The sequence below is a fragment of the Octadecabacter sp. B2R22 genome (genome assembly GCF_018861045.1).
In the GTDB taxonomy this organism is placed as follows: Bacteria; Pseudomonadota; Alphaproteobacteria; order Rhodobacterales; family Rhodobacteraceae; genus Octadecabacter.
In genome coordinates this window covers 1,094,487-1,117,979 of the sequence record NZ_JAHKQJ010000007.1, presented here as the reverse complement: position 1 = coordinate 1,117,979, position 23,493 = coordinate 1,094,487, and the positions used below count along the sequence as shown (strand labels likewise).

Here is a 23,493-nt window from a genome sequence, read left to right as displayed (position 1 = left end):
GCGCTCCTACAGAAGATCGAGGCCGTTTTAACGCAATTTAGGTGAATGGGGGCTTAACAGGGCTTTGGGAATTTGAAATTTTGCGCGTTCAGGGTGCGATTCACCGTCGTTTCATAGGAATTTATAGATGCGTTGGTCCGCACGTACCTGCGGAATTTCAACCCCTGGTTGTTCCCGGGTGAGTCATCTTAATGGAGAGCGCCTGTAATTCCTGGCGCATTTTGTCGCCCATACCGGTGTTGGTGGCGGTTAGATCGTGCAGATCTTGTACGTGTGCGCTTAGAACTGCGATTTCATCATCCGTAAATTCACGATCGCCACGAGAAAAACCCGCACAACTGCGACTGCCATTGGTTTCTGTGGCAATTGCCACGCCGTAGGCCATGCCAAATGCAAGCGACTGTTCCAAAACGTTATGATCATCATACTCACCGAGAGCTGACCATCGAATAGACCCCGTTTCGGTGAAGCCCCAGCGCACAATAGGGTCAACCATCACGTAACCTTTTTCGGAGTACATGTCGGTCCATTCCTTTGCGTAGGTCTGAAACAAAAAATCGGGGGAGGTTAGCCGAATATGAAATGCAATCGCAAAGCCAGCAGGAGACAATGTCTCAACCGTTTCGAGAATTTCCCTGATTTGTGATGTGTTTGACATTCCCGTGTATACTCGCTTTCAAGTTGCTAAGCTCCAACTGGCTGGACTAAGGTGCGTTCACAGTCAGTGGTTTGAATGGTAGGTGTTTTTAGTGCAGATTGACAGTGACAATTGTTTCAAATGGCCGATTGAGGTGCCCGGATATTGATGAACCTATCTTCTCATGACGAAGTGAGTTCTCTGGCTACGACCGGCTATTATATAGCGTTGCGGGTTGGTTTTGCGTTTCCATTGGAAGAAGTGAACGCGCTTCCGGTCGCTTGGGCTGAGCATTACACGACCCACCGATTCATGCTGCATGATCCCGTAATTCGTTGGATTTACGCAAATACGGGCGCGATTGCCTGGAGTGGTATTGAGCTTCCTGATCCGATGCGCGTGTTGGATCAGGCGCAGACGTTTGGCCTGAGATACGGTGTGGCTGTTGCCTGTTTTGACGGAAACCGAGAAGGGCAAAGGTCCTTTGGGACGTTCGCACGGCCTGACCGCGAGTTTGATAAGCACGAAATCGAGGCGTTGTACGCCTATGTTTTGAGGCGCCACCACGAGAAAGCGCCGCCGACGAATCTGACCGATGCAGAGCTGGAAGCATTGAAAATGGTAAAAGAAGGCATGCGGCTAAAGCAGATTGCCTATGAGTTGGGCGTTTCTGAGGGGGCGGTCAAACAGCGTTTGAAGAACGCGAAAACCAAATTGAACGCGCAAACATCAGCGCAAGCTGCTGCAATGGTTGCAGAATTTGGCTTGATTTGAACTATTTGAATTTATTAACAAATAGTTAACGAATGCCATTGGTGTATCAGTCTCGATTATTTCCAATATGGAAACAGTTTATTGGTTAACAAACGATTGTTCAGAGCGCTAAATGGACTCTCCAAATAGGAGAGTCTCTATGAAAAATGTCACCTTTGAATTGTCTAACGTCCACCAATACGGATCTTCGTTTTTTGATTACCTTGCATTACGCAAACAATTCTTCGTCGATGCGCTGCATTGGCAAATCCCGCATAATGCGGAGGTCGAGATGGACCAATACGATAACCCGATGGCCCGCTATTCGCTGGTCTTAGACGATAACGGGCGGGTGCTTGCGGGTGCGCGCGCGATGTCCACGGCGGCGGTTTGGGGCGATCATACCTATATGCTGAAAGACGCCATGACGGGGAAACTGGATACGATCCCTAGTGATCTGCTAACCGATGTGATCGACAGCCCAAAGGTTTGGGAATGCACACGTTTGGTGATCGCGCCGGAAGTGAATTCCATGCGCATGCGGACGCAGTGCCTTGATCTTATCGTCGAAGGTTTGATCGAGATGGCCAACAAAGAAGGCGCTGATACTTTGATATCATTGTCAAATCTATGGCTTCTGCGCGCATTGAAGCGGTTGGGCTACGGCGCGGAATTGCTGGGTGAACCCTATGAGAACGGCGATGATGGTCACAAATACGCTGTGATGGCGATCGCGGCGCGTCACAAGCAAGTCGCGAACAATGTCTTGCAAATGACGGCGGCGTAAATGTTTAGCAGTCCATGGGCCCAGGTGTTGTGTTTTTAGGGGCCCATGGAAGGTTTTAGGGATCGTTAGGACGTTTCGCCAAACACGCGAGCAAAGATCGTGTCGACGTGTTTGGTGTGGTAGCCAAGATCGAACTTTTCCTTGATGGCATCGACGCCCAAGGCGGCAACCACTTGTTCATCCGCCAGCAGTTCTTCTTGGAAATCCGTACGGAATTCCCACACTTTAAGCGCGTTGCGTTGAACCATTGAGTAGGCGTCCTCGCGGGATGTACCGGCTTGTGTCAGGGCCAAAAGCACGCGCTGAGACATAACCAAACCCGGGAATTTGTTCATGTTGTCGAGCATGTTGTCAGGGAAGATCAACATCTTATCGATAACACCTGTCAAACGGCTCAGGGCGAAATCAAGCGTCACAGTCGCGTCTGGGCCAATGCCACGTTCCACGGAGGAGTGCGAGATATCACGCTCGTGCCATAGGGCAACGTTTTCCATCGCGGGGATCACGGTCATGCGCACAAGGCGGGCCAAACCCGTGAGGTTTTCTGTCAGAACCGGGTTCTTCTTATGCGGCATCGCGCTGGACCCTTTTTGGCCCATTGAGAAGAATTCGGCGCCTTCCAGAACTTCGGTGCGCTGCATGTGGCGGATTTCTGTGGCGACGTTTTCAATGGACGACGCGATAACACCGAGTGTTGCAAAGAACATCGCATGACGGTCGCGCGGGATGACTTGCGTGCTGATCGGTTCAGGGGAGAGGCCCAGTTTTTCGCAAACATGTTCTTCGACGGCTGGGTCGATGTTGGCGAATGTGCCAACCGCACCGGAAATCGCGCCAGTGGCGACTTCGGTCCGGGCGAGTTTCAGGCGGGCAAGGTTGCGATCCATTTCAGCGTAAAAGCGTGCAAACGTCAGGCCCATTGTTGTTGGCTCAGCGTGGATGCCGTGGCTGCGGCCAACGCGAACGGTCATTTTGTGTTCCATTGCGCGTTTTTTCAGCGCAGCGAGGAGGCCTTCGAGGTCAGCGACAAGGATGTCTGCGGCGCGCACAAGCTGAACGTTGAAACAGGTGTCCAGAACGTCAGAGGATGTCATGCCTTGGTGCACGAAGCGAGCTTCGTCGCTGCCGACGTGTTCTGCAAGGTGCGTCAGGAACGCGATGACGTCATGTTTGGTCACAGCTTCGATTTCGTCGATCCGAGCCACGTCGAATTCAACATCCTTGGCTTTCCAGACCGCATCCGCGTTTTCGCGTGGGATGACGCCGATGTCAGCCATGGCATCACAGGCGTGGGCCTCGATCTCGTACCAGATTTTGAATTTGGTAGCGGGCTCCCAAATGTCGGTCATCACGGGGCGGGCATAGCGAGGGATCATGGCGGCGGCCTTTTCTTCAGGGTGCAAATAGGTATTGGAGGCGTCATAAGGTGCAGGCGTTCGGGTCACAAGGGCCGGACAAAGGGGATTGATAAGGCAATGCGTGGAATTTCGGATTTCCTAGGCGTTTATAAGGTCACGCGCGAGATCGTCGATCACAGGGCCGAGGCGCGGTCCCAGTTTGAGGGGCAGGCGGTGATCGCGGCGACGGCCGAGGGCGCAACCTATCGCGAGACCGGCGGGCTAATCGTCAACGGGCAGCGCTTTGAGGCTGAGCGCAGTTATCTGTGGCACCAAGAAGGTGACCGGATTTGGGTGAGCTTTGAGGATGGTCGCCCGTTTCACGACTTTGATCCGCAGTCGGGGGGATTGGCGAGCGAACACTTGTGTGGAGAAGACATGTACCGCGGCGGTTATGAGGTTTCAGATTGGCCCTTATGGTCAGTCACTTGGAACGTTCAGGGCCCCCGTAAGGATTACCGATCCCAAACAATCTATGAAATGTGTTCGCGCTAACAAGAGCCTTCGCACTTGCAGAAACGAACCTGCTAAGGCATTCAAGGTCCCAACACGGACTGAAAAGGGAAGAATTCTGATGACAATGACGATGAATGATAAAGTACTGACAGAAGCCTTTGGCGCGAACGAAGGCTCCGCATTGCGCGTAAAGCAGGCGTTGTTGGTTGTTGCAGGTATTGCAGCCATGGCTGCGCTGGCAAAAATTCAAGTATTCCTGCCGGGCAATCCAGTTCCGGTCACAATGGGTACATTCGGTATCTTGACCATTGGTGCAGCATACGGCGCACGCTTGGGTCTGGTAACAATCCTTGGCTACCTTGCACTGGGTGCGATGGGTGCGACTGTTTTCGCGGGTGAGAAAGCTGGCCTGACATACATGATGGGCGGCACAGGCGGCTATCTTGTTGGTTACGTTCTGGCGACGCTTGCACTCGGGTTTGCTGCGCGCAAAGGGTGGGACCGCAATGTTCTACTGATGGCTTTGGCTATGCTGGTCGGCAACGCGCTGATCTACATCCCGGGTCTTCTTTGGTTGAACGGTTTCGCTGAAAGCTGGGCCCAGACACTTGAGTGGGGCATCACACCATTCCTTATCGGTGACGCTCTGAAGCTCGTTTTGGCAGCGCTTTTGGTTCCTGCTGTATGGAAGTTCATCGGTAAAGCCCGCGGCTAAAATCTGCGACGGTTTAGAAATAGAGAGGCGCTGAGCAATGCTCCGCGCCTCTTTCTTTTTGTAGGTGTCTTTGGTGGACCTGAGCCAATTGCGGCTTAGGCAAGTTTTGTGTCGATATGGTTGGAGCGTTCCAACGACTGGTGCACAGGGCAGCGGTCTGCGATTTCGAGCAGGCGTTTGCGTTGGTCTTCATCCAGATCGCCGCTCAGTGTGATGGTGCGCACGAACCGATCAATCTTTGCCTTTGTCTCTGCGCCAGCGTCTTGTCCGTGGACTTTGTCATGGGTCACATCAACCGAGACATGATCCAGTGGCCAGCCTTTGCGACGGGCATACATGCGGATGGTCATCGACGTGCAAGCCCCAAGCCCTGCTGAAAGGAACCCATAAGGTGTAAGTCCCTTGTTGCTACCACCATAGGCGGCCGGTTCATCTGCCAGCACGTGGTGGGGCCCTGAGTGGATGTCTTGTAGATAGCCATTTGGATCGGCCTCTGACACGCGCAGCACGCCTTCGGGGGTGCCAATTGGGGGCGCAGGGCGGCGCAGGTCGAGGTAACGCGCAGCCCAAGTGGCAATGACGTCTGCGGCGTATTCTGCATCTTCTGCGTTGCTCAGCAGGTGGTCCGCATTGTCCAGCGTCACGAAAGATTTCGGGTGTTTGGCAGCAAGGAAGATCTCGGATGCATTGTCGATTGAGACGGTCGCGTCACGCGGGCCATGAAGAACAAGCAGGGCGGCGTTCAGGCTCGCGATGGCAGGCGTCAGTTCACCCTTTGCGACGTCTTCGAGGAAATCATTAGAGATGCGGAATGACCGACCGCCAAGGGAAACCTCAGCGATCCCGTCACGCAGGATGTCAGGCAGAGCATGAGCAAAGTTATGGGTCACGTGTTCAGGATCAAAAGGCGCGCCGATGGTGGCGACGGCTTTGATGTTGTCCATCTGCGCGGCGGCTTTGAGCACCGCCGCACCCCCGAGGGAGTGACCGATAAGGAGCGACGGTGTCATGTTGCGTTTGTCCAGCTCTGCACAAGCGGTCACAAGATCCTGCACATTGGTGGTGAAGTTTGTGTTTTCAAATTCACCCTCAGAATGGCCGAGCCCCGTGAAATCAAATCGAAGTACAGCAATGCCAAGGCCCGCCAAACGTGCGGCGACACGGCGAGCTGCGGGGATGTCTTTAGAACAGGTGAAACAATGCGCAAAAAGGGCCGTCGCAAGATGCGGGCCATCGGGCAGATCAAGACGTGCGGACAGCTGGCCACCATCATGGCCGGGGAAGGTGAAACGCTCTGTAGGCATGGGGCAATTCCTTTGGTTGCCCTCAACGTGGACGCAGGGCAGACAACCTGCAAGGGATGTGACGGCCCCGTCACGCAGAGGTGAAATATGTGGCAACTGATTGGGCGAAGTTTGGTGATCTGTGCAGGCATCGTTTTGGCGATGTCATTCGCAGGTGACGTGCATGGGCTTGGTGACAGTTTAGCAGTTTTCAGACTGTGGATTGCGTTTGGTCTGGCGTTGGCCTCGGCCTTGGCATTTGCAGTGGGTTGTAAATTGATAGGCCCTTTGGGGCTCATAATGGGAACGGGAGTTGTCGTTCGTATCCTGTTGATGTTCTTTGTCGAAATCGAAATCGAAAACGATCGCGCTTTTGATTTATTGGTATATTCGAAGAATACCTTAGGAGGGCGGGGTGATGACGCAGCCGTAGTCGCGGACATTCAAAGGGCGGCCGCAGATATCGTGCTATTGCAAGAAGTTAGCGCGACACGCAGCGACTACGCTAACGACCTTATGAGTACTCATCCTCACGCGCATTTCTGCCAGTTCTCGGATTGGTCTGGTATCGGCATCGTCGCGCGATGGCCGATTGAACAAAATTACTGTTCCCCCAGCCGGTCAATCGCGGCGGCACGAATACTGGGGCCAAACGGACCGTTCTGGGCGGTGTCGGTGCATCTGGTTTGGCCATACCCATACGATCAGCAGTCAATTTTGGCCCAAGCATTGCCTTTTCTCGCTGAAATCGACGGGCGAGTTCTTGTTGGCGGAGATTTCAACATGGCCCCTTGGGGGGCATCCGTGCGTCAAATAGCGAACGCAACCGAAACGGCCCTTCATGGGCCATTGCAAACCACGTTAAGGATCCGGAACATCCCGTTCCAGATCGATCATGTCCTTAGTACGGGGGAAGGGCAGGTCACAACCCGTCCACTCTTTGGGTCGGACCATCACGGTGTTTTGGCTGAAATCGATTGGGGGGATGACTAACGTTCCATCGCCACCCAGATGTCATTGGTGCTCGATGTGCCGAATGTTAGGATGCCAAACATGAGCAGGCCGCCGCAACCGCGTTTCATATTGTCTTGGGTCGATCTTTCGGGTGTCCTTGTCATGCTGGCTCGTTCGCCCTCTCCTTCGCTAAGTTAGAGGTTGCAGCGAAGGGTTCGTCGGTCAGGAGTGGATGCGACATGAGAAAGCGGGGCATATGGCGATCAAAATGAACACGATATTGCAAGCTAAGATGCCTGATGGGCAGTTGGATGTTGCAACTGCACGTCTGCCCGCCGTGCGGCCTGTTGTTGGGGATTGGCTGCTTCGGGATGACGCCTACGGGGCACAAATGGCGTTGAGGCGTCATTTGTTGCAGACCCGAAAACAGGACGTCTACGCGCAGTTACCCGATGGTTTGGCTGCTGCGCAGGGCTTTTTGGCATTGGCGTTGGAGGCCCTTCCGGATGGGTTTCGGGTTCATGGGGGGCAGGTAACGTGCCCGGATGGGGTTCAGGTCGCTTTGGACTGGGAGGCTCCGCTTTGGTCTGCTGGGCAAATTTTTCAGCAGGACGTGTGTATTCTGGAAAAGCGTGGCAATGAGCATGTGCTTACGGGGGCTATATTGTGTTTTCCGGCGAGTTGGACATTGGCACAAAAGATTGGCAAGCCACTGATCGGAATACACAAACCGGTTTCTGAATATGATGCACCGATCGCGACCCGTGTTCAGCGCTTGTTTGATGGCGTTCAGGCTGGGCGGCCCGTGTGGCGGGCCAATGCCCTGCGATATGATGATCCCGCGCTGTTTCAACCGCGCCTCGAAAACGACCCACGGCCGGTTGGAAGACCGGATGCGCCTTATTTGCGCAGCGAACGGCAAACGATCCTCCGGCTACCCCAGCCAGACGCCGTGGCCTTTGTCATCCACACGACAGTTGTGAAGGGGGACTAACGTCTGTCTTTCAGGCTGTGGCTTGTTTTGGGAGTGTGACGGGGCCGCTCTCTCGGCGGGTTTAGTCTAGAACAGCAGCAGTAGGACAACTGAGCCGAGCACGAGCGCAGATGTGATCTTGTTGGTTTTTGACGCCGTCATCCAACGGAAAGGATCCATAGCGATATCAGCAAAGCTGCGAACTTGGTCCGTTCTTGGTTTGAAGGCCGTTTTTGCGCGGCTGTGGTCTGTGCGCCAAGCAGCCGGCATAGAAGACGCACCGGCGCGGATCGCGGACGATGGAAGTTCCGTATTACGATGCAGACAGATCCCATTGGTTTGGGGTGTCGACTCGGTCGGGGATACATATTTTGAAACACTACTCATGACGCTAAGGTCAACCATGACTGGGTCAACATAAGGTTAACGTTAGGGAAAGTTAACGTTCTAATGAAGGCAGAAATTGGGTCGCGGGGCGGGGCGCACGAAAAAGGGCGCCCCGAGGGACGCCCTTTGAAGACTGTAAGTCTTTGAATTAGCAGCTGTAGTACAGCTTGAATTCAACAGGGTGAGGAGTGTGTTCGTATTCGTACACTTCTTCCCATTTCAGATCCATGTAGCCCTGAAGTTGGTCTTTTGTGAACACGTCGCCCGCAAGCAGGAAGTCCATGTCTGCTTCGAGAGCTTCGAGCGCTTCGCGCAGGGAGCCACAAACAGTTGGGATTTCTGCGAGTTCTTCTGGTGGCAGATCGTAGAGATCTTTGTCAGATGCCGCACCTGGGTCGATCTTGTTCTTGATGCCGTCAAGGCCAGCCATCAGCAATGCCGCAAAGCAGAGGTATGGGTTGGCTGCTGGATCAGGGAAACGCGCTTCAACGCGCTTGGCTTTCGGGGAATCTGTCCATGGAATACGGACACAGCCGGAACGGTTAGACGCAGAGTACGCACGAAGAACTGGTGCTTCGAAACCCGGGATCAAACGCTTGTATGAGTTTGTGGATGGGTTTGTGATCGCGTTCAGGGCGCGTGCGTGCTTCAGGATACCACCGATGAAGTACAGAGCTTCCTGAGACAGGTCAGCGTATTTATCGCCTGCGAACAATGGCTTGCCATCTTTCCAGATGGACATGTTCACGTGCATGCCTGTGCCGTTATCGCCAGCGATTGGCTTTGGCATGAATGTAGCGGACTTGCCGTATGCCTGTGCCACGTTGTGAACAACGTATTTGTATTTCTGAAGTTCGTCACCCTGAGTAGTCAGTGTGCCAAAGATCAGGCCCAGTTCGTGCTGACAGGACGCCACTTCGTGGTGGTGCTTGTCGACCTTCATGCCGAGGCGCTTCATAGTGGAGAGCATCTCAGAACGGATGTCCTGTGCGTCATCAATTGGGTTAACAGGGAAGTAGCCGCCCTTAACGCCAGGACGGTGGCCTGTGTTGCCCATTTCGTACTGTGTGTCTGTGTTCCAAGACGCATCGATCGCATCGACTTCGTAGCCGACTTTGTTGATGCCTACAGAGTAGCGCACGTCGTCGAACAGGAAGAATTCAGCTTCTGGACCCCAGAAGGATGTGTCGCCGATGCCTGTGGATTTCAGGTAAGCTTCTGCGCGCTCTGCTGTGCCGCGTGGGTCACGTGCGTAGCCTTCGCCAGTGTCTGGTTCAACAACGGAGCAGTGAATACAGATTGTTTTTTCAGCGTAGAAGGGGTCGAGGTACGCGCTGGACGCGTCCGGCATCAGTTTCATGTCGGATTCGTTAATGGCTTTCCAACCTGCGATGGAGGAGCCGTCAAACATGAAGCCATCTTCGAGGAAGTCTTCGTCAACTTCGTCGCAGATCAGCGTTACGTGCTGCAGTTTACCGCGTGGGTCTGTGAAACGGATATCGACGTATTCGATTTCCTCATCTTTAATTCTTTTGACGAGATCTTTGTTGGCTGACATATCAGTCTTCTTTCCATGGATAGTGTTGGAGTTGGAATTGTTCAGAGCATGGGCGTTAAGGCACCCAGCTTTTACAACGCTTCGTCACCTTCTTCGCCGGTGCGGATACGGATCGCATGGCTGACGTCGGAGACGAAAATTTTGCCGTCACCGATTTTGTCGGTTTTGGCGGCGGTGATGATGGCTTCGATTGCGCCGTCAACTTGATCGTCGGCCAGAACGACCTCGATCTTAACCTTTGGCAGGAAGTCGACGACATATTCGGCGCCACGGTAAAGTTCTGTGTGGCCCTTTTGGCGGCCGAACCCTTTGACTTCCACGACACTGAGGCCTTGAATGCCTGCGTCTTGGAGCGCTTCTTTCACTTCGTCCAATTTGAACGGCTTGATGATCGCTTCGATTTTCTTCATGGCCGCGACTCCCTCGGTTTTATGATTTCATATGGGTCAGACCACTTCTATGCAGGGGCTACAATTCGGTAGGGTATTAGGGGCAGGAGTCCCAAGACGATTCCAATAGTGCTGCCTAAAAAATAGGCAAAATGATGTAAGTTTGAGCGAAATTGAATCGCGAAAGGTCAAGGAAATGACTGAATTGTTAACAGCCGCCCAAATGCGCGCCATTGAGACCGCCGCAATTGAGAGTGGGTCCGTAACGGGGTTGGAGTTGATGGAACGTGCGGGGCAAGGCGTTGTTGATGCAGTCTTTTCCGAATGGCCAGACCTGGCCAAAGGATCGTTTCACGCGGTGATTCTATGCGGGCCGGGCAACAATGGCGGCGACGGATTTGTCGTGGCGCGCCTGTTGCGGGACGCGGGCTGGGATGTGGGCGTGTTTTTGTATGGGGACGCGGAAAAGCTGCCGCCGGATGCGAAGATGAATTATGAGCGTTGGGTGGCCATAGGGGATGTGTGCAGTTTGTCGTTTCCGACGCTCACACGAGATGAGATTGACCAAGTCGGTTCAGCGATTGATTTGGTGGGCAACAATACAACGATTTGTATAGACGCACTGTTCGGAACGGGGCTGTCTCGCCCCATAGACGGTATCCGAAGATTGATTGAAGAGACTTCTTTAGGCGGCTCAGCAAATGAACAGATTCCGCCTTTCATAGTCAGCGTTGATGTTCCGACAGGAATTTGTGCCGATAGTGGTCGAACTCTAGGCAATCACGACGAGATCGCGGTCGGTGCTCATCTGACGGTCACGTTCCAATTTGCTAAGATTGGTCATCTGTTAGACATCGCCGGAATGAATGGCCGACGACTAAGAATCACAGACCTTGGACTTGATAAGTTTGAAGCTCGTCGCGTCTTAGGCGCATGGCCGGGGCCACAGAATGGTTTTGAGAAACCGGACAATTCTATCATCGCAAGAAGTGTCGAAGAGTTCAGGTTTGAACCAGCTTTCAATTGGGGGAAAAGCATCCTCGACAAGGTGGCATCGGCTCACAAATACTCTCACGGCCACGCGCTTATCCTATCCGGTGACCAAGGTCATACCGGTGCAGCCCGTCTCGCTGCGCGTGGGGCGCTGCGGATCGGGGCGGGGGTGGTGACGGTGGGCAGTCCGCCGGACGCATTGGCTGAAAACGCCGCACATTTAACGGCGGTTATGCTGGCGGGGGTGCATGACGGGGATGCCTTGGCGCGGGTTCTTAAGGATGAGCGGATCAATGCGTTGTGCCTTGGGCCAGCATTGGGGTTGAGTGATGACAAGGCGGTGTTGATCCGTGTTGCGCTTGCTGCTGGGCGGGCAATGGTTTTGGACGCGGATGCGCTGACGATCGTTTCCCGAGAACCAGACTTGTTTGCGGGGCTTCATGAGACATGCGTGCTTACGCCCCACGCAGGCGAGTTTGGGCGGCTGTTTCCTGACATTTCTGAGAAACTCAACGCGCCTGCAACCACGGGACCAGCCTATTCCAAGGTCGATGCCACAAGAGATGCGGCAAAAAGAGCGGGCTGTGTGGTGCTGTTCAAGGGGCCGGATACAGTGATTGCCAGCCCTGATGGGCGCTGTTCGATCAATTCAAGCGCTTACGCGCGTTCGGCGCCTTGGTTGGCGACCGCGGGGTCGGGGGATGTGTTGGCAGGATTTATCACGGGGCTGTTGGCGCGCGGGTTCGTGCCGCACAGGGCGGCAGAAGCTGGGGCGTTTTTGCATACAGAATGCGCGCTGAGCTTTGGGGCAGGGCTTATTGCCGAGGATTTGCCAGAGGAACTGCCCAAAGTGTTTCGTGCGCTGGGGCTTTGAGGTGCCCAATGAGGGGCCCCAAAAGAAAAACGCAGCCCCGTAAGAGCTGCGTTCAATTCAATTAGACAATGTGAAAGCGGATGGCCTTCGGTTTTAAACCGCGGCAGAGGCCACTTCGAGGCCGTCAGCATACAGGATGTGCTGGCGATCAAAGATCAGTTCATAAACTGTCATCTTTGTTGCATCTTGTTCGGATACAAATTCACCGTCGATCAGGCGCTTTGCCTTAACTGTAGCGACATCAGCGCCGAACAGCGCTTTGGCGCGCCAGTCACGGATGTGAACCAGTGTATCAGGTCCGACAAGCAGATCGTCCTGTGGGCGGGTGTGGCCCAAGGAGCCAGCTTTGATTTGGATTGAGGCGACATACACCTCGTGGCTGCGGATTTCGCGCAGCACTGACATGCCTGCGTCACGTGTAATAACACGGTCGCCAGCGTTCAGGTGTTCGACGGGCAATTCGCCGTCGAGTGTCATAACAGTTGTTCCGGCTGCAAGGCCCGCCACGTTCGCGGCTTTGGATACAACCGCGATGCGGTCTTTGAATTCTGTTGTCTGTCCCAGGTGCATGGCGTTTCTCGCTCTCAGCTATTTTGTCTGCCTCAGTGTTTGCAGCAGAATATGGCAAGAAAGTGTTTCGAACAGGACAATTGTGGTGTCATTACATGTCATTCAAAAGGTGAGTCTTTTGGGACACTGCGAATAAAGTCCGAAAAATTCGCGAAAACCTAGGGGGGGAGGCGTGTTTTCCTCTCGCATCCCTCCAGACACTTTGCTAGGAGGTGCCCAACTTAAGGGGAACGCGGTTGCGTTCCCTTTATATCGTGCGGGTGTGGCGGAATTGGTAGACGCACCAGATTTAGGTTCTGGCGCCGCAAGGCGTGAAGGTTCAAGTCCTTTCACCCGCACCAAGATTACTTAGTCCTACCAAGGGTAGGGCTGTTCGAATGGAAAAGGACGATACCATGTCGGTTAAAGAGACCCTGAACGATGGCCTGAAGCGCGGCTATGAGATCACAGTTACAGCTGCCGAGCTGGATGCGACAGTAAACGACAAGCTCAAAGAGGCGCAGCCTGAGATTGAGATGAAGGGTTTCCGCAAAGGCAAAGTGCCAATGCCGATGCTGAAAAAGCAATTCGGTCCAAAGGTTCTTGGCGAAGCGATGCAAGAAGCTGTCGATGGCGCAATGAACAAGCACCTCGAAGCATCCGGCGACCGCCCTGCGATGCAGCCAGAGATGAAAATGTCCAACGAAGACTGGAAAGAAGGCGATGATGTTGTCGTAGAAGTATCCTACGAAGCACTGCCTGCGATCCCTGAGGTCGACTTCTCCGACATCAAGTTGGAAAAAATGGTTGTTAAAGCTGACGACGCATCTGTTGACGAAGCGTTGGCGTCTTTGGCTGAAACCGCACAGAACTTTGAGGACCGCAAAAAGGGTTCCAAAGCGAAAGACGGCGATCAGGTTGTATTCGATTTCCTTGGTAAAGTTGACGGCGAAGCTTTTGAAGGCGGCGCGGCGGAAGGCCACACATTGGTTCTCGGTTCCGGTCAGTTCATTCCTGGCTTTGAAGAGGGCCTTGTTGGTGTGAAAGCTGGCGAAGAGAAAGACATCGAAGTCACCTTCCCGGAAGAGTACAACGCTGAGCACCTTGCTGGCAAAAAAGCTGTCTTCGAATGCAAGATCCACAACGTTCTTGAGCCTAAGGCGGCTGAGTTGAACGACGAGATGGCAAAGCAGTTCGGTGCAGAAGATCTTGCTGGCCTCAAAGGTCAGATTTCCGACAAACTGGAAGAAGAATACGCAGGCGCGGCACGTGCAGTGACCAAGCGTGGCCTTCTGGACGCACTGGACAAGAAGGTTTCCTTCGAGCTGCCACCATCCTTGGTTGAAGCCGAAGCTGGCCAGATTGCACACCAGCTGTGGCACGAAGAAAACCCTGAAGTTGAAGGCCACGATCACCCTGAGATCGAGACCACTGAAGAGCACACAACACTTGCAGAGCGCCGCGTAAAGCTGGGCCTGTTGTTGGCTGAAATCGGTCAGAAAGCCGAAGTTCAAGTATCTGACGCGGAATTCACACAAGCTGTGATGAACCAAGCGCGCCAGTACGGTAACCAAGCGCGTCAGTTCTTTGAATTCGTTCAGCAAAACGCTCAGATGCAGCAGCAAATCCGCGCACCTTTGTTTGAAGACAAAGTTGTGGACCACGTTCTTGAAAGCGCATCTCTGAAAGAAAAAGAAGTGTCTAAGGACGATCTGCAAAAGGCCGTTGAAGCGCTCGAAGAAGCATAAGCTTCACACCAGAATTAGTGAAAAGGCCGTCCATTTAGGGCGGCCTTTTTGCGTTTGTGTTGGAAAACTACGGGAAACCTGACCTTTGCCGTGTCCAGAAACGCTGTGCATTCTCACGATATGGGGTTACCCTTACGTCACGCATTTAGAATTGGGGAGTAACATGAAATTTTTATTTGCTGTTTTTGTTACGTGCTTTGGTTTTGTTGGGACGGCTCAGGCGTGTCCCGATTACACACTTTGGGGAAATGAAGTGTATAACTCGACTGGGGGGCAGTTGTTTTCGCCTCGCCAGTTCAATGTCGTCGCGGGTGGTGACAACAATCTGCAACGGTGTGGATTCGCGTCCGGAGTTGATGGGTTCGTAATTACGGAGCCGGATTTCTCGTTCGATTTGAGCGGCATGAATGGCTACCGCATTGTTATTGATGTGAGAAGCAATTGTGACTCGGTTTTGCTGGCGAATACTGCGGATACGCAGTGGTATTATGATGATGACAGCAACGGGAATGCGGATGCACGTTTGGATATCCGCAGCCCGGGTAATGGTGTTCTCGATGTTTGGGTCGGGACGTTTGATGGTCAGACGTGTGACGCCGTTCTGACACTTGAGACCTTCAACTAGGTTAACCGCGATAAACGAACGTTTAGGGCCGCCTTCGATAATGAGGGCGGCCCTTTTTCTTTGCGGCTTTGACGGGGCAGCGCACGCTGGCCTCGCGATCGGTTAACCAAATTGTGTTCATCTGGGATTCGACACGTTCAAGATCAAATGTAGGATTGTCGTATGAAACACATCGTCGCATTTCTTGTTCTTTCGACTGGTCCGGCTTTTGCGGACTGTCCTGATCCGTCCCTAGATGCCCCGTTTTTTGAGGCCTCGGGCCCCGATTTAATCGCTCCACAAAGCTGGGAGGTCCGTGCTGAGGGCGATCATATAGCGCCTTGTGGGACGTGGGTTGTCACTGGGGTTGAGGATGATCGGGTGAGGGGGTTCTTGCCCTTGGCGCCGACGGCTCGGTTTGAGCTGGATACCATGGGACCTCATATTCTGATGGTCATGGCAGAGGCGGCCTGTAGCCCCGTGTTGGCCGTGCAAGACAGTCGGGGCGTTTGGTATTTTGGCGACACCGCGAATGGCCGCGAAGAGGTGACTGTTTGGGGCGCAAGCGATGGCCCGTTACATGTCTGGATTGGATCAACGGAGCAGACGACGTGCGAAGGCACGCTAACGCTTGAGACGTTTGATCGATAAGTCGACCGCCCCAAAGAAGGGGCGGCCAAGGTTTGATAGCCGGAGTTAGAGAGTGATGCGGAACAGAGAGAAGCCGCTGTCGCTTTGGCCTGCGGCTTCCATCGTCACGCCCGGAACATCGTCGGCGTAGGCTTCGCCTGCGGGGCCGGTTTCAAACAAAACGGTGGTGCCGTCCATCGGGGCAAACGTCCAGTTTCCGTCGGCCCGTGGGCTGACAGTGCCCTGATCGACGATGTAGCGCACGATGACGTCACGGTTGGTGTCAGGCCCTTCAAATACGGTTGTTTCCGCTGATGCACCGGGGAAGCTGCCGCCACCACCTGCGCGGTAGTTGTTGGTGGCGATGATGAATTCAGCGGCCATGTCGATTGGCTGACCATCAAACATCAAATTCACGATGCGGTTCGCGCCCTCATTGATCACAGCGCCGTCGCGGTCAAACTTGGACGGCTGGCTGAGGTCGATTTGGTAGGTGACACCGTCGATGACGTCAAAGTTGTAGGACGGGAAGTCAGGGTTCAGCAGGATCGCGTCTTGGGCGCCTGCTTCGATCTGATTGAACATGCCCGCAGAGCGTTCAAGCCAGTCTTTGACCTGCGCGCCCGTCACCCGCACGGCGCGTGTCGTATTTGGATAAAGGTAAAGGTCGGCGACGTTCTTGATCGCCACATCGCCGATTGCGACATCCGTGTAGTATTCGGGTCCGCCTCGGCCGCCTGCCTTAAACGGCGCGGCCGCGGAAAGGATCGGCAGGCCTTCGTGTTCGGTGCCGACCATCATCTGTTCAATGTACCACATCTGCGCGTTCGACACGATTTGGACGGACGGATCATCGGCAACGAGCGCGAAGTAGCTGTGTAACGGCGCATCCGTCTTGCCAACGGCGCGGCGCACGTATGCGAGGGTTTCTTCGTGGTCAGTCGCGACGGCATCGAGGACCGGTTGATAATCTTCAACCAAGGCAGTCACAGAGCGGTCTTCGTTGCGCTGCGAAATCGGGCGAGCCTCGGACGTGTGGGATAGAACGCGCCAGCCAGAGCCGTCCCGTTCCAACATCAGATCAATCAGGCCCATGTGGCTGCCCCAGAACCCGCCCATGACAGCAGGTTTGCCGTGCAAGGTGCCGGCTTCAACGTCCGCACCTGCAAAGTCCGCGTAGGTGGAGGACGGGAAGACGAGGTGACTGTGGCCGGTGAGGATCGCGTCGATGCCGTCAACTGCGGCCAGTGGCACGGAGGCGTTTTCCATGCCGTCTTCCTCATCCGCGCTGCCAATGCCTGAGTGAGAGAGGGCGATGACGATATCACAACCGGCTTCGCGCATTTGAGGCACCCAAGCGCGGGCGGCCTGAAGAATGTCACGTGCCTGCACGTTGCCTTCGAGGTGACGACGGTCCCAGTTCATCACTTGCGGTGGGACAAAGCCGATAAGGCCGATCTTGATAGGGTGGACCTCGCCTGAACCTTCCGTGAGGTCGCGTTCAAGGATCACATAGGGCGGCAAAAGCGTTTCGTCTTCTGTAGGGGAGGCGCCCAAGGCTTTGGCGACGTTCGCACAAACCACAGGGAAGCCCGCACCCGCGAGAGACTTTTCGAGGAAGCTAAGGCCGTAGTTGAATTCATGGTTCCCCAAGGTGGATGCGTCAAAGCCCAGAGTGTTCATAGCTGTGATAACAGGGTGGGTTACGTCGCCGTCCATGCCGCGTTCATAGGCGATGTAATCGCCCATCGGGTTCCCCTGAAGGAAGTCACCATTGTCGAGCAGGATAGAGTTCGTCGATTCCGCGCGGATGTCTTGGATGATTGACGCTGTGCGGGACAAGCCGACAGTGTCGACGGCGCGGTCGGAGTAGTAGTCATATGGGTAGACGTGGACGTGCAGATCCGTCGTTTCCATGATGCGCAGGTGTGCTTGATTGGTTTGCGCGCGCACCGAGAAAGGATGCATAGCGATAAGGCCTGCGGTTCCGGAAAGGAATCCGCGACGAGAAAGTGTGAATGACATGATGTGCCCCTTTGAATGAAGTTGAACCCAGTCTTAAGGTCGTTGTGCAACGAGACTGTAACAACATGCGGCGGGAGTCGAGAAACATAAACGACAAAGGCCGCCCCAATAAGGAGCGGCCTTGGCCTATCGATGATGGTTTGTTTACGCTTGCTTGCGACGCTTTGCAGCGGCAAGGCCACCCAGACTAGCCAACAACATCCAACCTGCGGCAGGCAACGGAACCGGCGAGGGATCTGGGAGGACGTCAGATGTGATGCCAGCATATGTGACATTATCTTGGCTGTAGTTGTAAAAACCAAAACCACCGTCAGCGAAGACACCGCTAACATCCAGCTCGAGGACGTCGTCGACGAACACTTTCACATTTGTTGCTGTGAAGTCGATTTTGAAATCGTAAGTTTGGTTGATGTTCCAGCCTGTGCTGCCGAGGTTTGTGGCTCGTGCAAGCTCTGTCACATTGTTGGCTGGGTCGTGTGCCCAAGCGCCACTGTCGTTACCGAGTTCGCCGCTCACCTGTGAAATGGAAAGACCGAGAAGACCGGTACCCTGGTAGTCTTGCGTGCCGCGTTTCCAGTCGACAAGAAGATAGCTTGCGGCGCTGTTTGACAGATCATTTGCATTGTAGCCCAAAACAAACCCGATGAAATCGTCGTCCCACGTGCTCCCGACTGTAATCTGACCCTGAAGATCATTGCCCTGCGATGAGGTTGAATTGTTGTGAAATACAGTTGGTGCCGGTGTGTTGATCGTCTGCAAGACTGCATCGTTGCCTGACTGAACAGTCCAATTTCCGGACCCTTCTGCGGACCACGTTGTGAGGTCAATTGACGCGGCAGATGCCATGCTGGCAGACATTACCAAAGCCGCAATGCTTGAAGTTACGATATTGAAATTCATTTCTATTCCCCCCGGAAACATGAGTTCTAACTAAAAAAGGTACTTCTGTGCCCAGATTCTAGGAATCTGGTGCGCGGTTAGCAAGAAATATTGGTTAACAAGTGCTTAACGGTCACTTTCATGCGGAATCGTGAACGATCCGGCCAAGCCGGTCAAATAGGCCCGTTTTTCGAAACAATCAGACCTGACTCTAGCGGGGAATCGGGGGGGCTTGAGTACGGAAAAGGCCGCCCCGAGATCGGAGCGGCCTTTTCTGTTTTCAACGAAGGAAGACTTAGTCTTCTTCGGAAGCTTCTTCAGCAGGTGCTTCTTCGGCGGCAGGTGCGTCGTCACCAAAGTCGTCCATACCGGCAGCGCCGATATCGTCGAACAGTTCCTGAATTTCGAATTCAGCAGCTGCTTCTTCTTCCGCGGCCAGTTCGGCTACGGATTTACCAGCGGCCTGAAGTTCTGCTTCTTCAGTAGAACGTGCAACGTTCAACTTGATTGTCGCATCAACTTCTGGGTGCAGTTTGACTAGCACATCGTGGATACCAAGCTCTTTGATAGGCTCGATAAGAACGACCTGCTTACGATCAACTGTGAAACCAGCTTCGATTGCAGCGTCAGCCGCGTCGCGTGTTGTGACGGAGCCGTAAAGGTTGCCGCCGTCAGACGCAGAGCGAATCACGATGAAAGTTTCACCATCGAGTTTGGCCGCAAGTGCTTCGGCCTCTTTCTTGGTTTCGAGGTTGCGTGCTTCGAGCTGGGCTTTCTGTGCTTCGAACGCTGCCATGTTGGCTTCGTTGACGCGCAGGGCTTTGCCGTGTGGCAACAAGAAGTTGCGTGCGTAACCTGGTTTTACTGAGACAACTTCGCCCATCTGGCCAAGCTTTGCGACACGTTCGAGAAGGATAACATCCATTGGAATTTCTCCTTACTTAACGGCGTAGGGCAGCAGGGCCAAAAACCGTGCGCGTTTGATTGCGCGTGCCAAAGCACGTTGGTTTTTTGCACCGACAGCGGTGATACGGGATGGAACGATCTTGCCACGCTCAGAGATGTAGCGCTGAAGTGTCCGGGTGTCTTTGTAGTCGATCTTAGGAGCGTTATCGCCCTCAAATGGATCGGACTTACGACGGCGGAAAAATGGTTTAGTACCCATGACTTATGGTCCTTTCTTTATCTGGTGGATTAGCGGCGTTCGCGGCGATCTGGTCGCTCGTCACGCTTTTGCATTTGCACTGAGGGACCTTCCTCGTGCGCGTCCACTTTGATGGTCAGAAGGCGCATAACGTCTTCGTGCAGGCGCATCAGGCGTTCCATTTCTTGGATCGCTGGGGCAGCTGCGTCAGAACGCAAATAGGCGTAGTGGCCTTTGCGGTTCTTGTTGATTTTGTAAGCCATCGTTTTGACGCCCCAGTACTCAGATTCAACGACTTTACCGCCGTTGTCTGCAAGCACTGTGGAGAAGTGTTCGATGAGGCTTTCTGCTTGCGTGTTGGACAAGTCCTGACGCGCAATAAACACATGCTCATATAGTGGCATGGTGACTCCGTTCTGTTCTCGGCGCATTTCAAAGGGCGAGGATTTAAACATCCCACTCTCGCCCACGAGAGACTGCGCAGTTCATAAAAGCTGCGGGATGTGTGGGCCTTATACAAAGGTGCACTGTAGGATCAAGCGAAAGCTTTGCAGGGCGTGCTGATCTTGGCTAGCGGGGGTGGCGATGTACGGATTGGGGGGATGATTATTAACAGAAGGTTAACAAATCCCTCTTTCACCGTTTTGGTGTCACGTTTCCGCCCAAGTTCGCGGTGAGGTTGTGTCCAATTGAATTGGAGACCTAAATGACCGCAACACCTGATCCGTGCCATTTTGTTGAAGCCGCTGTTTCCCCGCAACTCAAGCCTTACGGTCGACCACAAGTGTCCGAGGTCTATTGGGGGTACGAGACTAAGATGAACGAACAGGTCATCGACCTTTCCGTTCTCGCCCGAGGCGTTGTATCCATTTTCGCAGTTGCCGCTTTCATTGCTGCCGTGGCGGTTTGGATCATGCCCGCAATGTCGTTCACCGGGAGCGCGTTTTTGGCGAAGCTTTTCATTTCTTTGGGAGCCCTCGTTGTAGGGGCGTTTTGTGGTCGGCACGCGTTTCGCGGCACGCGCGTTAGAGTTCAGATTGATACAAACGTTGGCGAGTTGCGCCAGGTTATCAAGGGCGCAACCGGCGGAGAAATCACGCTCAGCCGGCATGGTCTCGACACGGTGAAATCCGTCGACGTTGTTTCCTCCCGGGGGGACAGTAGTTTTGGGCAGGTTCAGATCACATTGACCAGCCGAATGGTTCTTGCTGTCGCGGACGGGGCAGTTGCGACTTTGTATCCTTTGCGGGACCGCCTTGCACATGATTGCGGGATTATTCAGGGCGGCACTGCGCGGCCTGCTGTTTGGACTGGCCCATTGGCGGCATAACCGTTCAAAACCATTATGAAACCGACCAAGCGACCCTTTTGGGGTCGCTTTTGCGTTTTAAGGGTGCTGGCTGGTGTCTTGTGCGTAGGCCATGGTCACGCTAACGGTAGGGAAAGAATAATAGTGAGGGGCACATCATGAAATCATTCGTTTTTCCGGGGCAGGGCGCGCAGACGATCGGGATGGGGCAGGCATTGGCTGAAGCCTATCCGGCTGCAAAGGCCGTTTTTGATGAAGTCGACGATGCTTTGGGTGAAAAGCTATCCGACCTGATTTGGTCTGGCGATATTGCTGATTTGACGCTGACGCGGAACGCGCAGCCTGCGTTAATGGCCACATCATTGGCGGCGATGCGCGCACTTGAGGCTGAAGGCGTTACCATTGAAGCGGCATCTTTTGTGGCGGGGCATTCGTTGGGCGAATATTCTGCGTTGGCTGCCGCTGGCGCGTTGAGCGTGACGGACACGGCGCGCTTGTTGCGCACCCGTGGCGAAGCCATGCAAGACGCTGTGCCTGTCGGGATTGGCGCGATGGCGGTTTTGCTGGGCATGGATTTTGAAGCTGCACAAGCGGTTGCGGCCGAAGCCGCGCAGGGGGAGGTCTGTCAGGCCGCCAATGATAACGATCCGTCACAGGTTGTCGTTTCGGGCCATAAGGCCGCCGTGGAACGAGCGGTTGAGATCGCAAAGGCCAATGGCGCCAAGCGGGCGATGTTGTTGCCTGTTTCTGCCCCTTTTCATTCATCCCTGATGGCACCTGCTGCGGAGGTGATGGAAGAGGCTTTGGCTGCGGTTACCATGAACGCTCCGGCTGTGCCGTTGATCGCGAACGTGCGTGCAGAGGCTGTGAACGCAGATGAGATTAAGGCGCTCTTGGTTGAGCAGGTGACGGGCTCTGTGCGCTGGCGTGAAAGCGTTCAGTGGATGGCAGGTGCCGGTGTTACTGAGGTTTGGGAGATCGGTGCAGGCAAGGCTTTGTCTGGCATGGTGAAACGGGTCGATCGTAGTATTGCAACCCGCGCTGTTGGGTCCCCCGATGATGTTGTTGCGGCTGCTGCTGCATTGAATGAAGGATAAGACATGTTTGATTTAACAGGTAAGAACGCTCTGATCACGGGTGCCTCTGGCGGTATTGGTGGCGAGATTGCCAAGACGTTGTATGCCGCTGGCGCAACTGTGGGCCTGTCCGGCACGCGGGTCGAACCACTTGAGGCATTGGCCGCTGAGCTGGGTGATCGCGCCCATGTGCTGCCGTGTAACCTGAGCGATGGCGCGGCTGTTGATGCGCTGCCAAAGCAGGCGGTTGAGGCGATGGGATCCGTTGATATTCTGGTGAACAATGCTGGCATTACCCGCGATCAGATTTTTATGCGGATGTCGGATGACGAATGGTCCGATGTGATCAACGTGAACCTCACGTCGACAATGCGCCTGTGTAAGGGTGTCATTCGTGGCATGATGAAATCCCGCTGGGGCCGGATCGTGAATGTGTCTTCAATCGTTGGCGCAACTGGAAATCCGGGGCAGGCGAACTACGCTGCAAGTAAAGCTGGCATGGTCGGGATGTCTAAATCCATCGCTTATGAGGTCGCATCGCGCGGCATCACTGTGAACTGTATCGCGCCAGGTTTCATTGCCACCGCGATGACCGAAAAGCTGACGGATGATCAAAAAGAGAAAATCAATAGCCAGATCCCGGCAGGCCGTATGGGCACGCCAGAGGAGATTGCGGCAGCTGCATTGTACTTGTCGAGCGATCAAGCGGCCTACGTCACGGGCACGACTTTGCATGTCAATGGTGGTATGGCGATGCTGTAGCCCCTATATGGGGTGCATTCGAAAGCGTTTGCCACAGAGTGAAACTCTGCTATAGGCGGCGCAGAATTGGAAATCGTGACGTAGCGTCTCGTTTCTTTAGGGTCCGGTCACGGATCAAAAAACCGCTCTTGCCTATTGTAGGTTTGGGTGAACAAAACGGGCCACAGGCCCCGAACTATGTGAGGAATTTAACATGAGCGATGTCGCAGACCGCGTACGTAAGATCGTTGTAGAGCACCTTGGTGTTGAAGAAGACAAAGTTGTTGATGGCGCGTCCTTCATCGACGATCTGGGCGCTGACAGCCTCGACACTGTTGAGCTCGTGATGGCGTTCGAAGAGGAATTCGGTATCGAAATCCCTGACGACGCAGCAGAAACGATCCAGAGCTTTGGCGACGCCACTAAGTTCATCTCTGAAGCGACGTAAGCGTCCTTTAGATCTGATTGGGAGGGCGGTGCCGCAAGGTGCCGCCCTTTTTCGTTTGGGCAAAGTTTGGCCGCTCAAGCACCATAGCGAGCGGCTAAAATTAGCCGATTGCGCGATTTTCCACCTGACGGCGGCGGCCAACGGGTCCGACAATTTTCCCAAGAAGCGCTTGTTTGATGGAATT

27 protein-coding genes and 1 tRNA gene are annotated in these 23,493 nt (G+C 54.2%); 15 read left to right on the top strand and 13 right to left on the bottom strand.

Translation table 11 applies throughout. The features are described from left to right. Positions 1–157 precede the first annotated feature (157 nt). A complete protein-coding gene (locus tag KO486_RS11000; protein WP_216037269.1) occupies positions 158–658 on the bottom strand; it encodes an autoinducer binding domain-containing protein in 501 nt (166 codons plus the stop codon). A gap of 147 nt (positions 659–805) precedes the next feature. Here KO486_RS11000 and KO486_RS10995 point away from each other — a divergent pair, with 147 nt between their 5' ends. Together KO486_RS10995 and KO486_RS10990 are read left to right on the top strand one after the other, a co-directional pair. Further along, positions 806–1,411 (top strand): LuxR family transcriptional regulator, encoded by a 606-nt coding sequence (locus tag KO486_RS10995; protein ID WP_216037268.1) that lies wholly within the window; start codon positions 806–808, stop codon positions 1,409–1,411. Between the two features lie 139 nt (positions 1,412–1,550). Further along, positions 1,551–2,177, top strand: coding sequence for an acyl-homoserine-lactone synthase (locus tag KO486_RS10990; protein ID WP_216037267.1), 627 nt, complete (start codon positions 1,551–1,553; stop codon positions 2,175–2,177). 65 nt (positions 2,178–2,242) lie between these two features. On the opposite strand, the gene purB is transcribed toward KO486_RS10990, so the two are convergent. After that, positions 2,243–3,553 carry an adenylosuccinate lyase gene (gene purB / locus KO486_RS10985; protein WP_216037569.1) on the bottom strand — a complete coding sequence of 437 codons (1,311 nt, stop codon included), beginning with the start codon at positions 3,551–3,553 and terminating at the stop codon, positions 2,243–2,245. Positions 3,554–3,652: 99 nt separating this feature from the next. Between purB and KO486_RS10980 the strand changes: the two genes are divergently transcribed. Then, positions 3,653–4,069, top strand: coding sequence for a DUF6314 family protein (locus tag KO486_RS10980; RefSeq protein ID WP_216037266.1), 417 nt, complete (start codon positions 3,653–3,655; stop codon positions 4,067–4,069). 79 nt (positions 4,070–4,148) lie between these two features. Then, positions 4,149–4,745 (top strand): biotin transporter BioY, encoded by a 597-nt coding sequence (locus KO486_RS10975; protein ID WP_216037265.1) that lies wholly within the window; start codon positions 4,149–4,151, stop codon positions 4,743–4,745. Positions 4,746–4,840: 95 nt separating this feature from the next. On the opposite strand, the gene KO486_RS10970 is transcribed toward KO486_RS10975, so the two are convergent. Beyond that, positions 4,841–6,049, bottom strand: coding sequence for a bifunctional alpha/beta hydrolase/OsmC family protein (locus KO486_RS10970; RefSeq protein WP_216037264.1), 1,209 nt, complete (start codon positions 6,047–6,049; stop codon positions 4,841–4,843). Between the two features lie 87 nt (positions 6,050–6,136). Between KO486_RS10970 and KO486_RS10965 the strand changes: the two genes are divergently transcribed. Beyond that, positions 6,137–7,021 carry an endonuclease/exonuclease/phosphatase family protein gene (locus KO486_RS10965; protein ID WP_216037263.1) on the top strand — a complete coding sequence of 295 codons (885 nt, stop codon included), beginning with the start codon at positions 6,137–6,139 and terminating at the stop codon, positions 7,019–7,021. Here the strand turns inward: KO486_RS10965 and KO486_RS16545 are convergent. Further along, positions 7,018–7,146 (bottom strand): hypothetical protein, encoded by a 129-nt coding sequence (locus KO486_RS16545; RefSeq protein ID WP_289847967.1) that lies wholly within the window; start codon positions 7,144–7,146, stop codon positions 7,018–7,020. The two genes, KO486_RS10965 and KO486_RS16545, sit on opposite strands and share 4 nt — an antisense overlap. 68 nt (positions 7,147–7,214) lie before the next feature. Here KO486_RS16545 and KO486_RS10960 point away from each other — a divergent pair, with 68 nt between their 5' ends. Then, positions 7,215–7,976, top strand: a complete 762-nt coding sequence (locus KO486_RS10960; RefSeq protein WP_252734647.1) for a DUF3445 domain-containing protein — start codon at positions 7,215–7,217, stop codon at positions 7,974–7,976. 66 nt (positions 7,977–8,042) lie between these two features. Here the strand turns inward: KO486_RS10960 and KO486_RS10955 are convergent, their stop codons facing one another. The 3 genes from KO486_RS10955 to KO486_RS10945 all read right to left on the bottom strand — a co-directional run bounded on the left by KO486_RS10955 (position 8,043) and on the right by KO486_RS10945 (position 10,310). After that, entirely contained in the window at positions 8,043–8,342 is a 300-nt protein-coding gene (locus tag KO486_RS10955; protein WP_216037262.1) for a hypothetical protein, read from the bottom strand. Between the two features lie 148 nt (positions 8,343–8,490). Then, entirely contained in the window at positions 8,491–9,900 is a 1,410-nt protein-coding gene (gene glnA / locus KO486_RS10950; protein WP_216037261.1) for a type I glutamate--ammonia ligase, read from the bottom strand. 71 nt (positions 9,901–9,971) lie between these two features. Beyond that, positions 9,972–10,310, bottom strand: coding sequence for a P-II family nitrogen regulator (locus KO486_RS10945; protein WP_216037260.1), 339 nt, complete (start codon positions 10,308–10,310; stop codon positions 9,972–9,974). A 175-nt stretch (positions 10,311–10,485) separates the two neighbouring features. Between KO486_RS10945 and KO486_RS10940 the strand changes: the two genes are divergently transcribed. After that, positions 10,486–12,156 (top strand): NAD(P)H-hydrate dehydratase, encoded by a 1,671-nt coding sequence (locus tag KO486_RS10940; protein WP_216037259.1) that lies wholly within the window; start codon positions 10,486–10,488, stop codon positions 12,154–12,156. Between the two features lie 93 nt (positions 12,157–12,249). Here KO486_RS10940 and KO486_RS10935 read toward each other — a convergent pair whose 3' ends face one another. Further along, on the bottom strand, positions 12,250–12,726 hold the full coding sequence (locus KO486_RS10935) for a Hint domain-containing protein (protein WP_216037258.1): 477 nt from the start codon (positions 12,724–12,726) through the stop codon (positions 12,250–12,252). Between the two features lie 256 nt (positions 12,727–12,982). Between KO486_RS10935 and KO486_RS10930 the strand changes: the two genes are divergently transcribed. The 4 genes from KO486_RS10930 (at position 12,983) to KO486_RS10915 (ending at position 15,708) form a co-directional block, all read left to right on the top strand. After that, a tRNA-Leu gene (locus KO486_RS10930) sits at positions 12,983–13,067 on the top strand. Between the two features lie 54 nt (positions 13,068–13,121). Continuing rightward, complete coding sequence (tig, locus tag KO486_RS10925; protein ID WP_216037257.1) at positions 13,122–14,453, top strand: trigger factor; 1,332 nt, start codon at positions 13,122–13,124, stop codon at positions 14,451–14,453. A 163-nt stretch (positions 14,454–14,616) separates the two neighbouring features. Next, complete coding sequence (locus KO486_RS10920; protein WP_216037256.1) at positions 14,617–15,078, top strand: hypothetical protein; 462 nt, start codon at positions 14,617–14,619, stop codon at positions 15,076–15,078. Positions 15,079–15,240: 162 nt separating this feature from the next. Further along, positions 15,241–15,708, top strand: a complete 468-nt coding sequence (locus tag KO486_RS10915; RefSeq protein WP_216037255.1) for a hypothetical protein — start codon at positions 15,241–15,243, stop codon at positions 15,706–15,708. Positions 15,709–15,753: 45 nt separating this feature from the next. Here the strand turns inward: KO486_RS10915 and KO486_RS10910 are convergent, their stop codons facing one another. The 5 genes from KO486_RS10910 to rpsF all read right to left on the bottom strand — a co-directional run bounded on the left by KO486_RS10910 (position 15,754) and on the right by rpsF (position 20,139). Beyond that, entirely contained in the window at positions 15,754–17,712 is a 1,959-nt protein-coding gene (locus KO486_RS10910) for a bifunctional 2',3'-cyclic-nucleotide 2'-phosphodiesterase/3'-nucleotidase (RefSeq protein ID WP_216037254.1), read from the bottom strand. A 144-nt stretch (positions 17,713–17,856) separates the two neighbouring features. Then, the gene (locus KO486_RS10905) at positions 17,857–18,612 is read right to left on the bottom strand and encodes a VPLPA-CTERM sorting domain-containing protein (protein ID WP_216037253.1); all 756 of its coding nucleotides are present in this window, start codon (positions 18,610–18,612) and stop codon (positions 17,857–17,859) included. A gap of 274 nt (positions 18,613–18,886) precedes the next feature. Next, positions 18,887–19,516 (bottom strand): 50S ribosomal protein L9, encoded by a 630-nt coding sequence (gene rplI, locus KO486_RS10900; protein ID WP_216037252.1) that lies wholly within the window; start codon positions 19,514–19,516, stop codon positions 18,887–18,889. A 12-nt stretch (positions 19,517–19,528) separates the two neighbouring features. Further along, positions 19,529–19,756 carry a 30S ribosomal protein S18 gene (gene rpsR, locus KO486_RS10895; RefSeq protein WP_216037251.1) on the bottom strand — a complete coding sequence of 76 codons (228 nt, stop codon included), beginning with the start codon at positions 19,754–19,756 and terminating at the stop codon, positions 19,529–19,531. A 29-nt stretch (positions 19,757–19,785) separates the two neighbouring features. Further along, positions 19,786–20,139 (bottom strand): 30S ribosomal protein S6, encoded by a 354-nt coding sequence (gene rpsF / locus KO486_RS10890; RefSeq protein ID WP_216037250.1) that lies wholly within the window; start codon positions 20,137–20,139, stop codon positions 19,786–19,788. Positions 20,140–20,441: 302 nt separating this feature from the next. Between rpsF and KO486_RS10885 the strand changes: the two genes are divergently transcribed. The 4 genes from KO486_RS10885 to KO486_RS10870 all read left to right on the top strand — a co-directional run bounded on the left by KO486_RS10885 (position 20,442) and on the right by KO486_RS10870 (position 23,309). Continuing rightward, a complete protein-coding gene (locus tag KO486_RS10885) occupies positions 20,442–21,065 on the top strand; it encodes a hypothetical protein (RefSeq protein ID WP_216037249.1) in 624 nt (207 codons plus the stop codon). A gap of 137 nt (positions 21,066–21,202) precedes the next feature. Then, on the top strand, positions 21,203–22,141 hold the full coding sequence (gene fabD / locus KO486_RS10880) for an ACP S-malonyltransferase (protein ID WP_216037248.1): 939 nt from the start codon (positions 21,203–21,205) through the stop codon (positions 22,139–22,141). Positions 22,142–22,144: 3 nt separating this feature from the next. After that, a complete protein-coding gene (gene fabG, locus KO486_RS10875) occupies positions 22,145–22,882 on the top strand; it encodes a 3-oxoacyl-[acyl-carrier-protein] reductase (protein WP_216037247.1) in 738 nt (245 codons plus the stop codon). 193 nt (positions 22,883–23,075) lie between these two features. After that, positions 23,076–23,309 carry an acyl carrier protein gene (locus KO486_RS10870; protein ID WP_216037246.1) on the top strand — a complete coding sequence of 78 codons (234 nt, stop codon included), beginning with the start codon at positions 23,076–23,078 and terminating at the stop codon, positions 23,307–23,309. The last annotated feature ends 184 nt before the right edge of the window (positions 23,310–23,493 follow it).

Excerpts from the sequence above, each read along its gene's own strand:
- KO486_RS11000 (WP_216037269.1), bottom strand. The coding sequence starts at position 658 with ATGTCAAACACATCACAAATCAGGGAAATTCTCGAAACGGTTGAGACA.
- KO486_RS10995 (WP_216037268.1), top strand. The coding sequence starts at position 806 with ATGAACCTATCTTCTCATGACGAAGTGAGTTCTCTGGCTACGACCGGC.
- KO486_RS10990 (WP_216037267.1), top strand. The coding sequence starts at position 1,551 with ATGAAAAATGTCACCTTTGAATTGTCTAACGTCCACCAATACGGATCT.
- purB (WP_216037569.1), bottom strand. The coding sequence starts at position 3,553 with ATGATCCCTCGCTATGCCCGCCCCGTGATGACCGACATTTGGGAGCCC.
- KO486_RS10980 (WP_216037266.1), top strand. The coding sequence starts at position 3,653 with ATGCGTGGAATTTCGGATTTCCTAGGCGTTTATAAGGTCACGCGCGAG.
- KO486_RS10975 (WP_216037265.1), top strand. The coding sequence starts at position 4,149 with ATGACAATGACGATGAATGATAAAGTACTGACAGAAGCCTTTGGCGCG.
- KO486_RS10970 (WP_216037264.1), bottom strand. The coding sequence starts at position 6,049 with ATGCCTACAGAGCGTTTCACCTTCCCCGGCCATGATGGTGGCCAGCTG.
- KO486_RS10965 (WP_216037263.1), top strand. The coding sequence starts at position 6,137 with ATGTGGCAACTGATTGGGCGAAGTTTGGTGATCTGTGCAGGCATCGTT.
- KO486_RS16545 (WP_289847967.1), bottom strand. The coding sequence starts at position 7,146 with ATGACAAGGACACCCGAAAGATCGACCCAAGACAATATGAAACGCGGT.
- KO486_RS10960 (WP_252734647.1), top strand. The coding sequence starts at position 7,215 with ATGCGACATGAGAAAGCGGGGCATATGGCGATCAAAATGAACACGATA.
- KO486_RS10955 (WP_216037262.1), bottom strand. The coding sequence starts at position 8,342 with ATGAGTAGTGTTTCAAAATATGTATCCCCGACCGAGTCGACACCCCAA.
- glnA (WP_216037261.1), bottom strand. The coding sequence starts at position 9,900 with ATGTCAGCCAACAAAGATCTCGTCAAAAGAATTAAAGATGAGGAAATC.
- KO486_RS10945 (WP_216037260.1), bottom strand. The coding sequence starts at position 10,310 with ATGAAGAAAATCGAAGCGATCATCAAGCCGTTCAAATTGGACGAAGTG.
- KO486_RS10940 (WP_216037259.1), top strand. The coding sequence starts at position 10,486 with ATGACTGAATTGTTAACAGCCGCCCAAATGCGCGCCATTGAGACCGCC.
- KO486_RS10935 (WP_216037258.1), bottom strand. The coding sequence starts at position 12,726 with ATGCACCTGGGACAGACAACAGAATTCAAAGACCGCATCGCGGTTGTA.
- tig (WP_216037257.1), top strand. The coding sequence starts at position 13,122 with ATGTCGGTTAAAGAGACCCTGAACGATGGCCTGAAGCGCGGCTATGAG.
- KO486_RS10920 (WP_216037256.1), top strand. The coding sequence starts at position 14,617 with ATGAAATTTTTATTTGCTGTTTTTGTTACGTGCTTTGGTTTTGTTGGG.
- KO486_RS10915 (WP_216037255.1), top strand. The coding sequence starts at position 15,241 with ATGAAACACATCGTCGCATTTCTTGTTCTTTCGACTGGTCCGGCTTTT.
- KO486_RS10910 (WP_216037254.1), bottom strand. The coding sequence starts at position 17,712 with ATGTCATTCACACTTTCTCGTCGCGGATTCCTTTCCGGAACCGCAGGC.
- KO486_RS10905 (WP_216037253.1), bottom strand. The coding sequence starts at position 18,612 with ATGAATTTCAATATCGTAACTTCAAGCATTGCGGCTTTGGTAATGTCT.
- rplI (WP_216037252.1), bottom strand. The coding sequence starts at position 19,516 with ATGGATGTTATCCTTCTCGAACGTGTCGCAAAGCTTGGCCAGATGGGC.
- rpsR (WP_216037251.1), bottom strand. The coding sequence starts at position 19,756 with ATGGGTACTAAACCATTTTTCCGCCGTCGTAAGTCCGATCCATTTGAG.
- rpsF (WP_216037250.1), bottom strand. The coding sequence starts at position 20,139 with ATGCCACTATATGAGCATGTGTTTATTGCGCGTCAGGACTTGTCCAAC.
- KO486_RS10885 (WP_216037249.1), top strand. The coding sequence starts at position 20,442 with ATGACCGCAACACCTGATCCGTGCCATTTTGTTGAAGCCGCTGTTTCC.
- fabD (WP_216037248.1), top strand. The coding sequence starts at position 21,203 with ATGAAATCATTCGTTTTTCCGGGGCAGGGCGCGCAGACGATCGGGATG.
- fabG (WP_216037247.1), top strand. The coding sequence starts at position 22,145 with ATGTTTGATTTAACAGGTAAGAACGCTCTGATCACGGGTGCCTCTGGC.
- KO486_RS10870 (WP_216037246.1), top strand. The coding sequence starts at position 23,076 with ATGAGCGATGTCGCAGACCGCGTACGTAAGATCGTTGTAGAGCACCTT.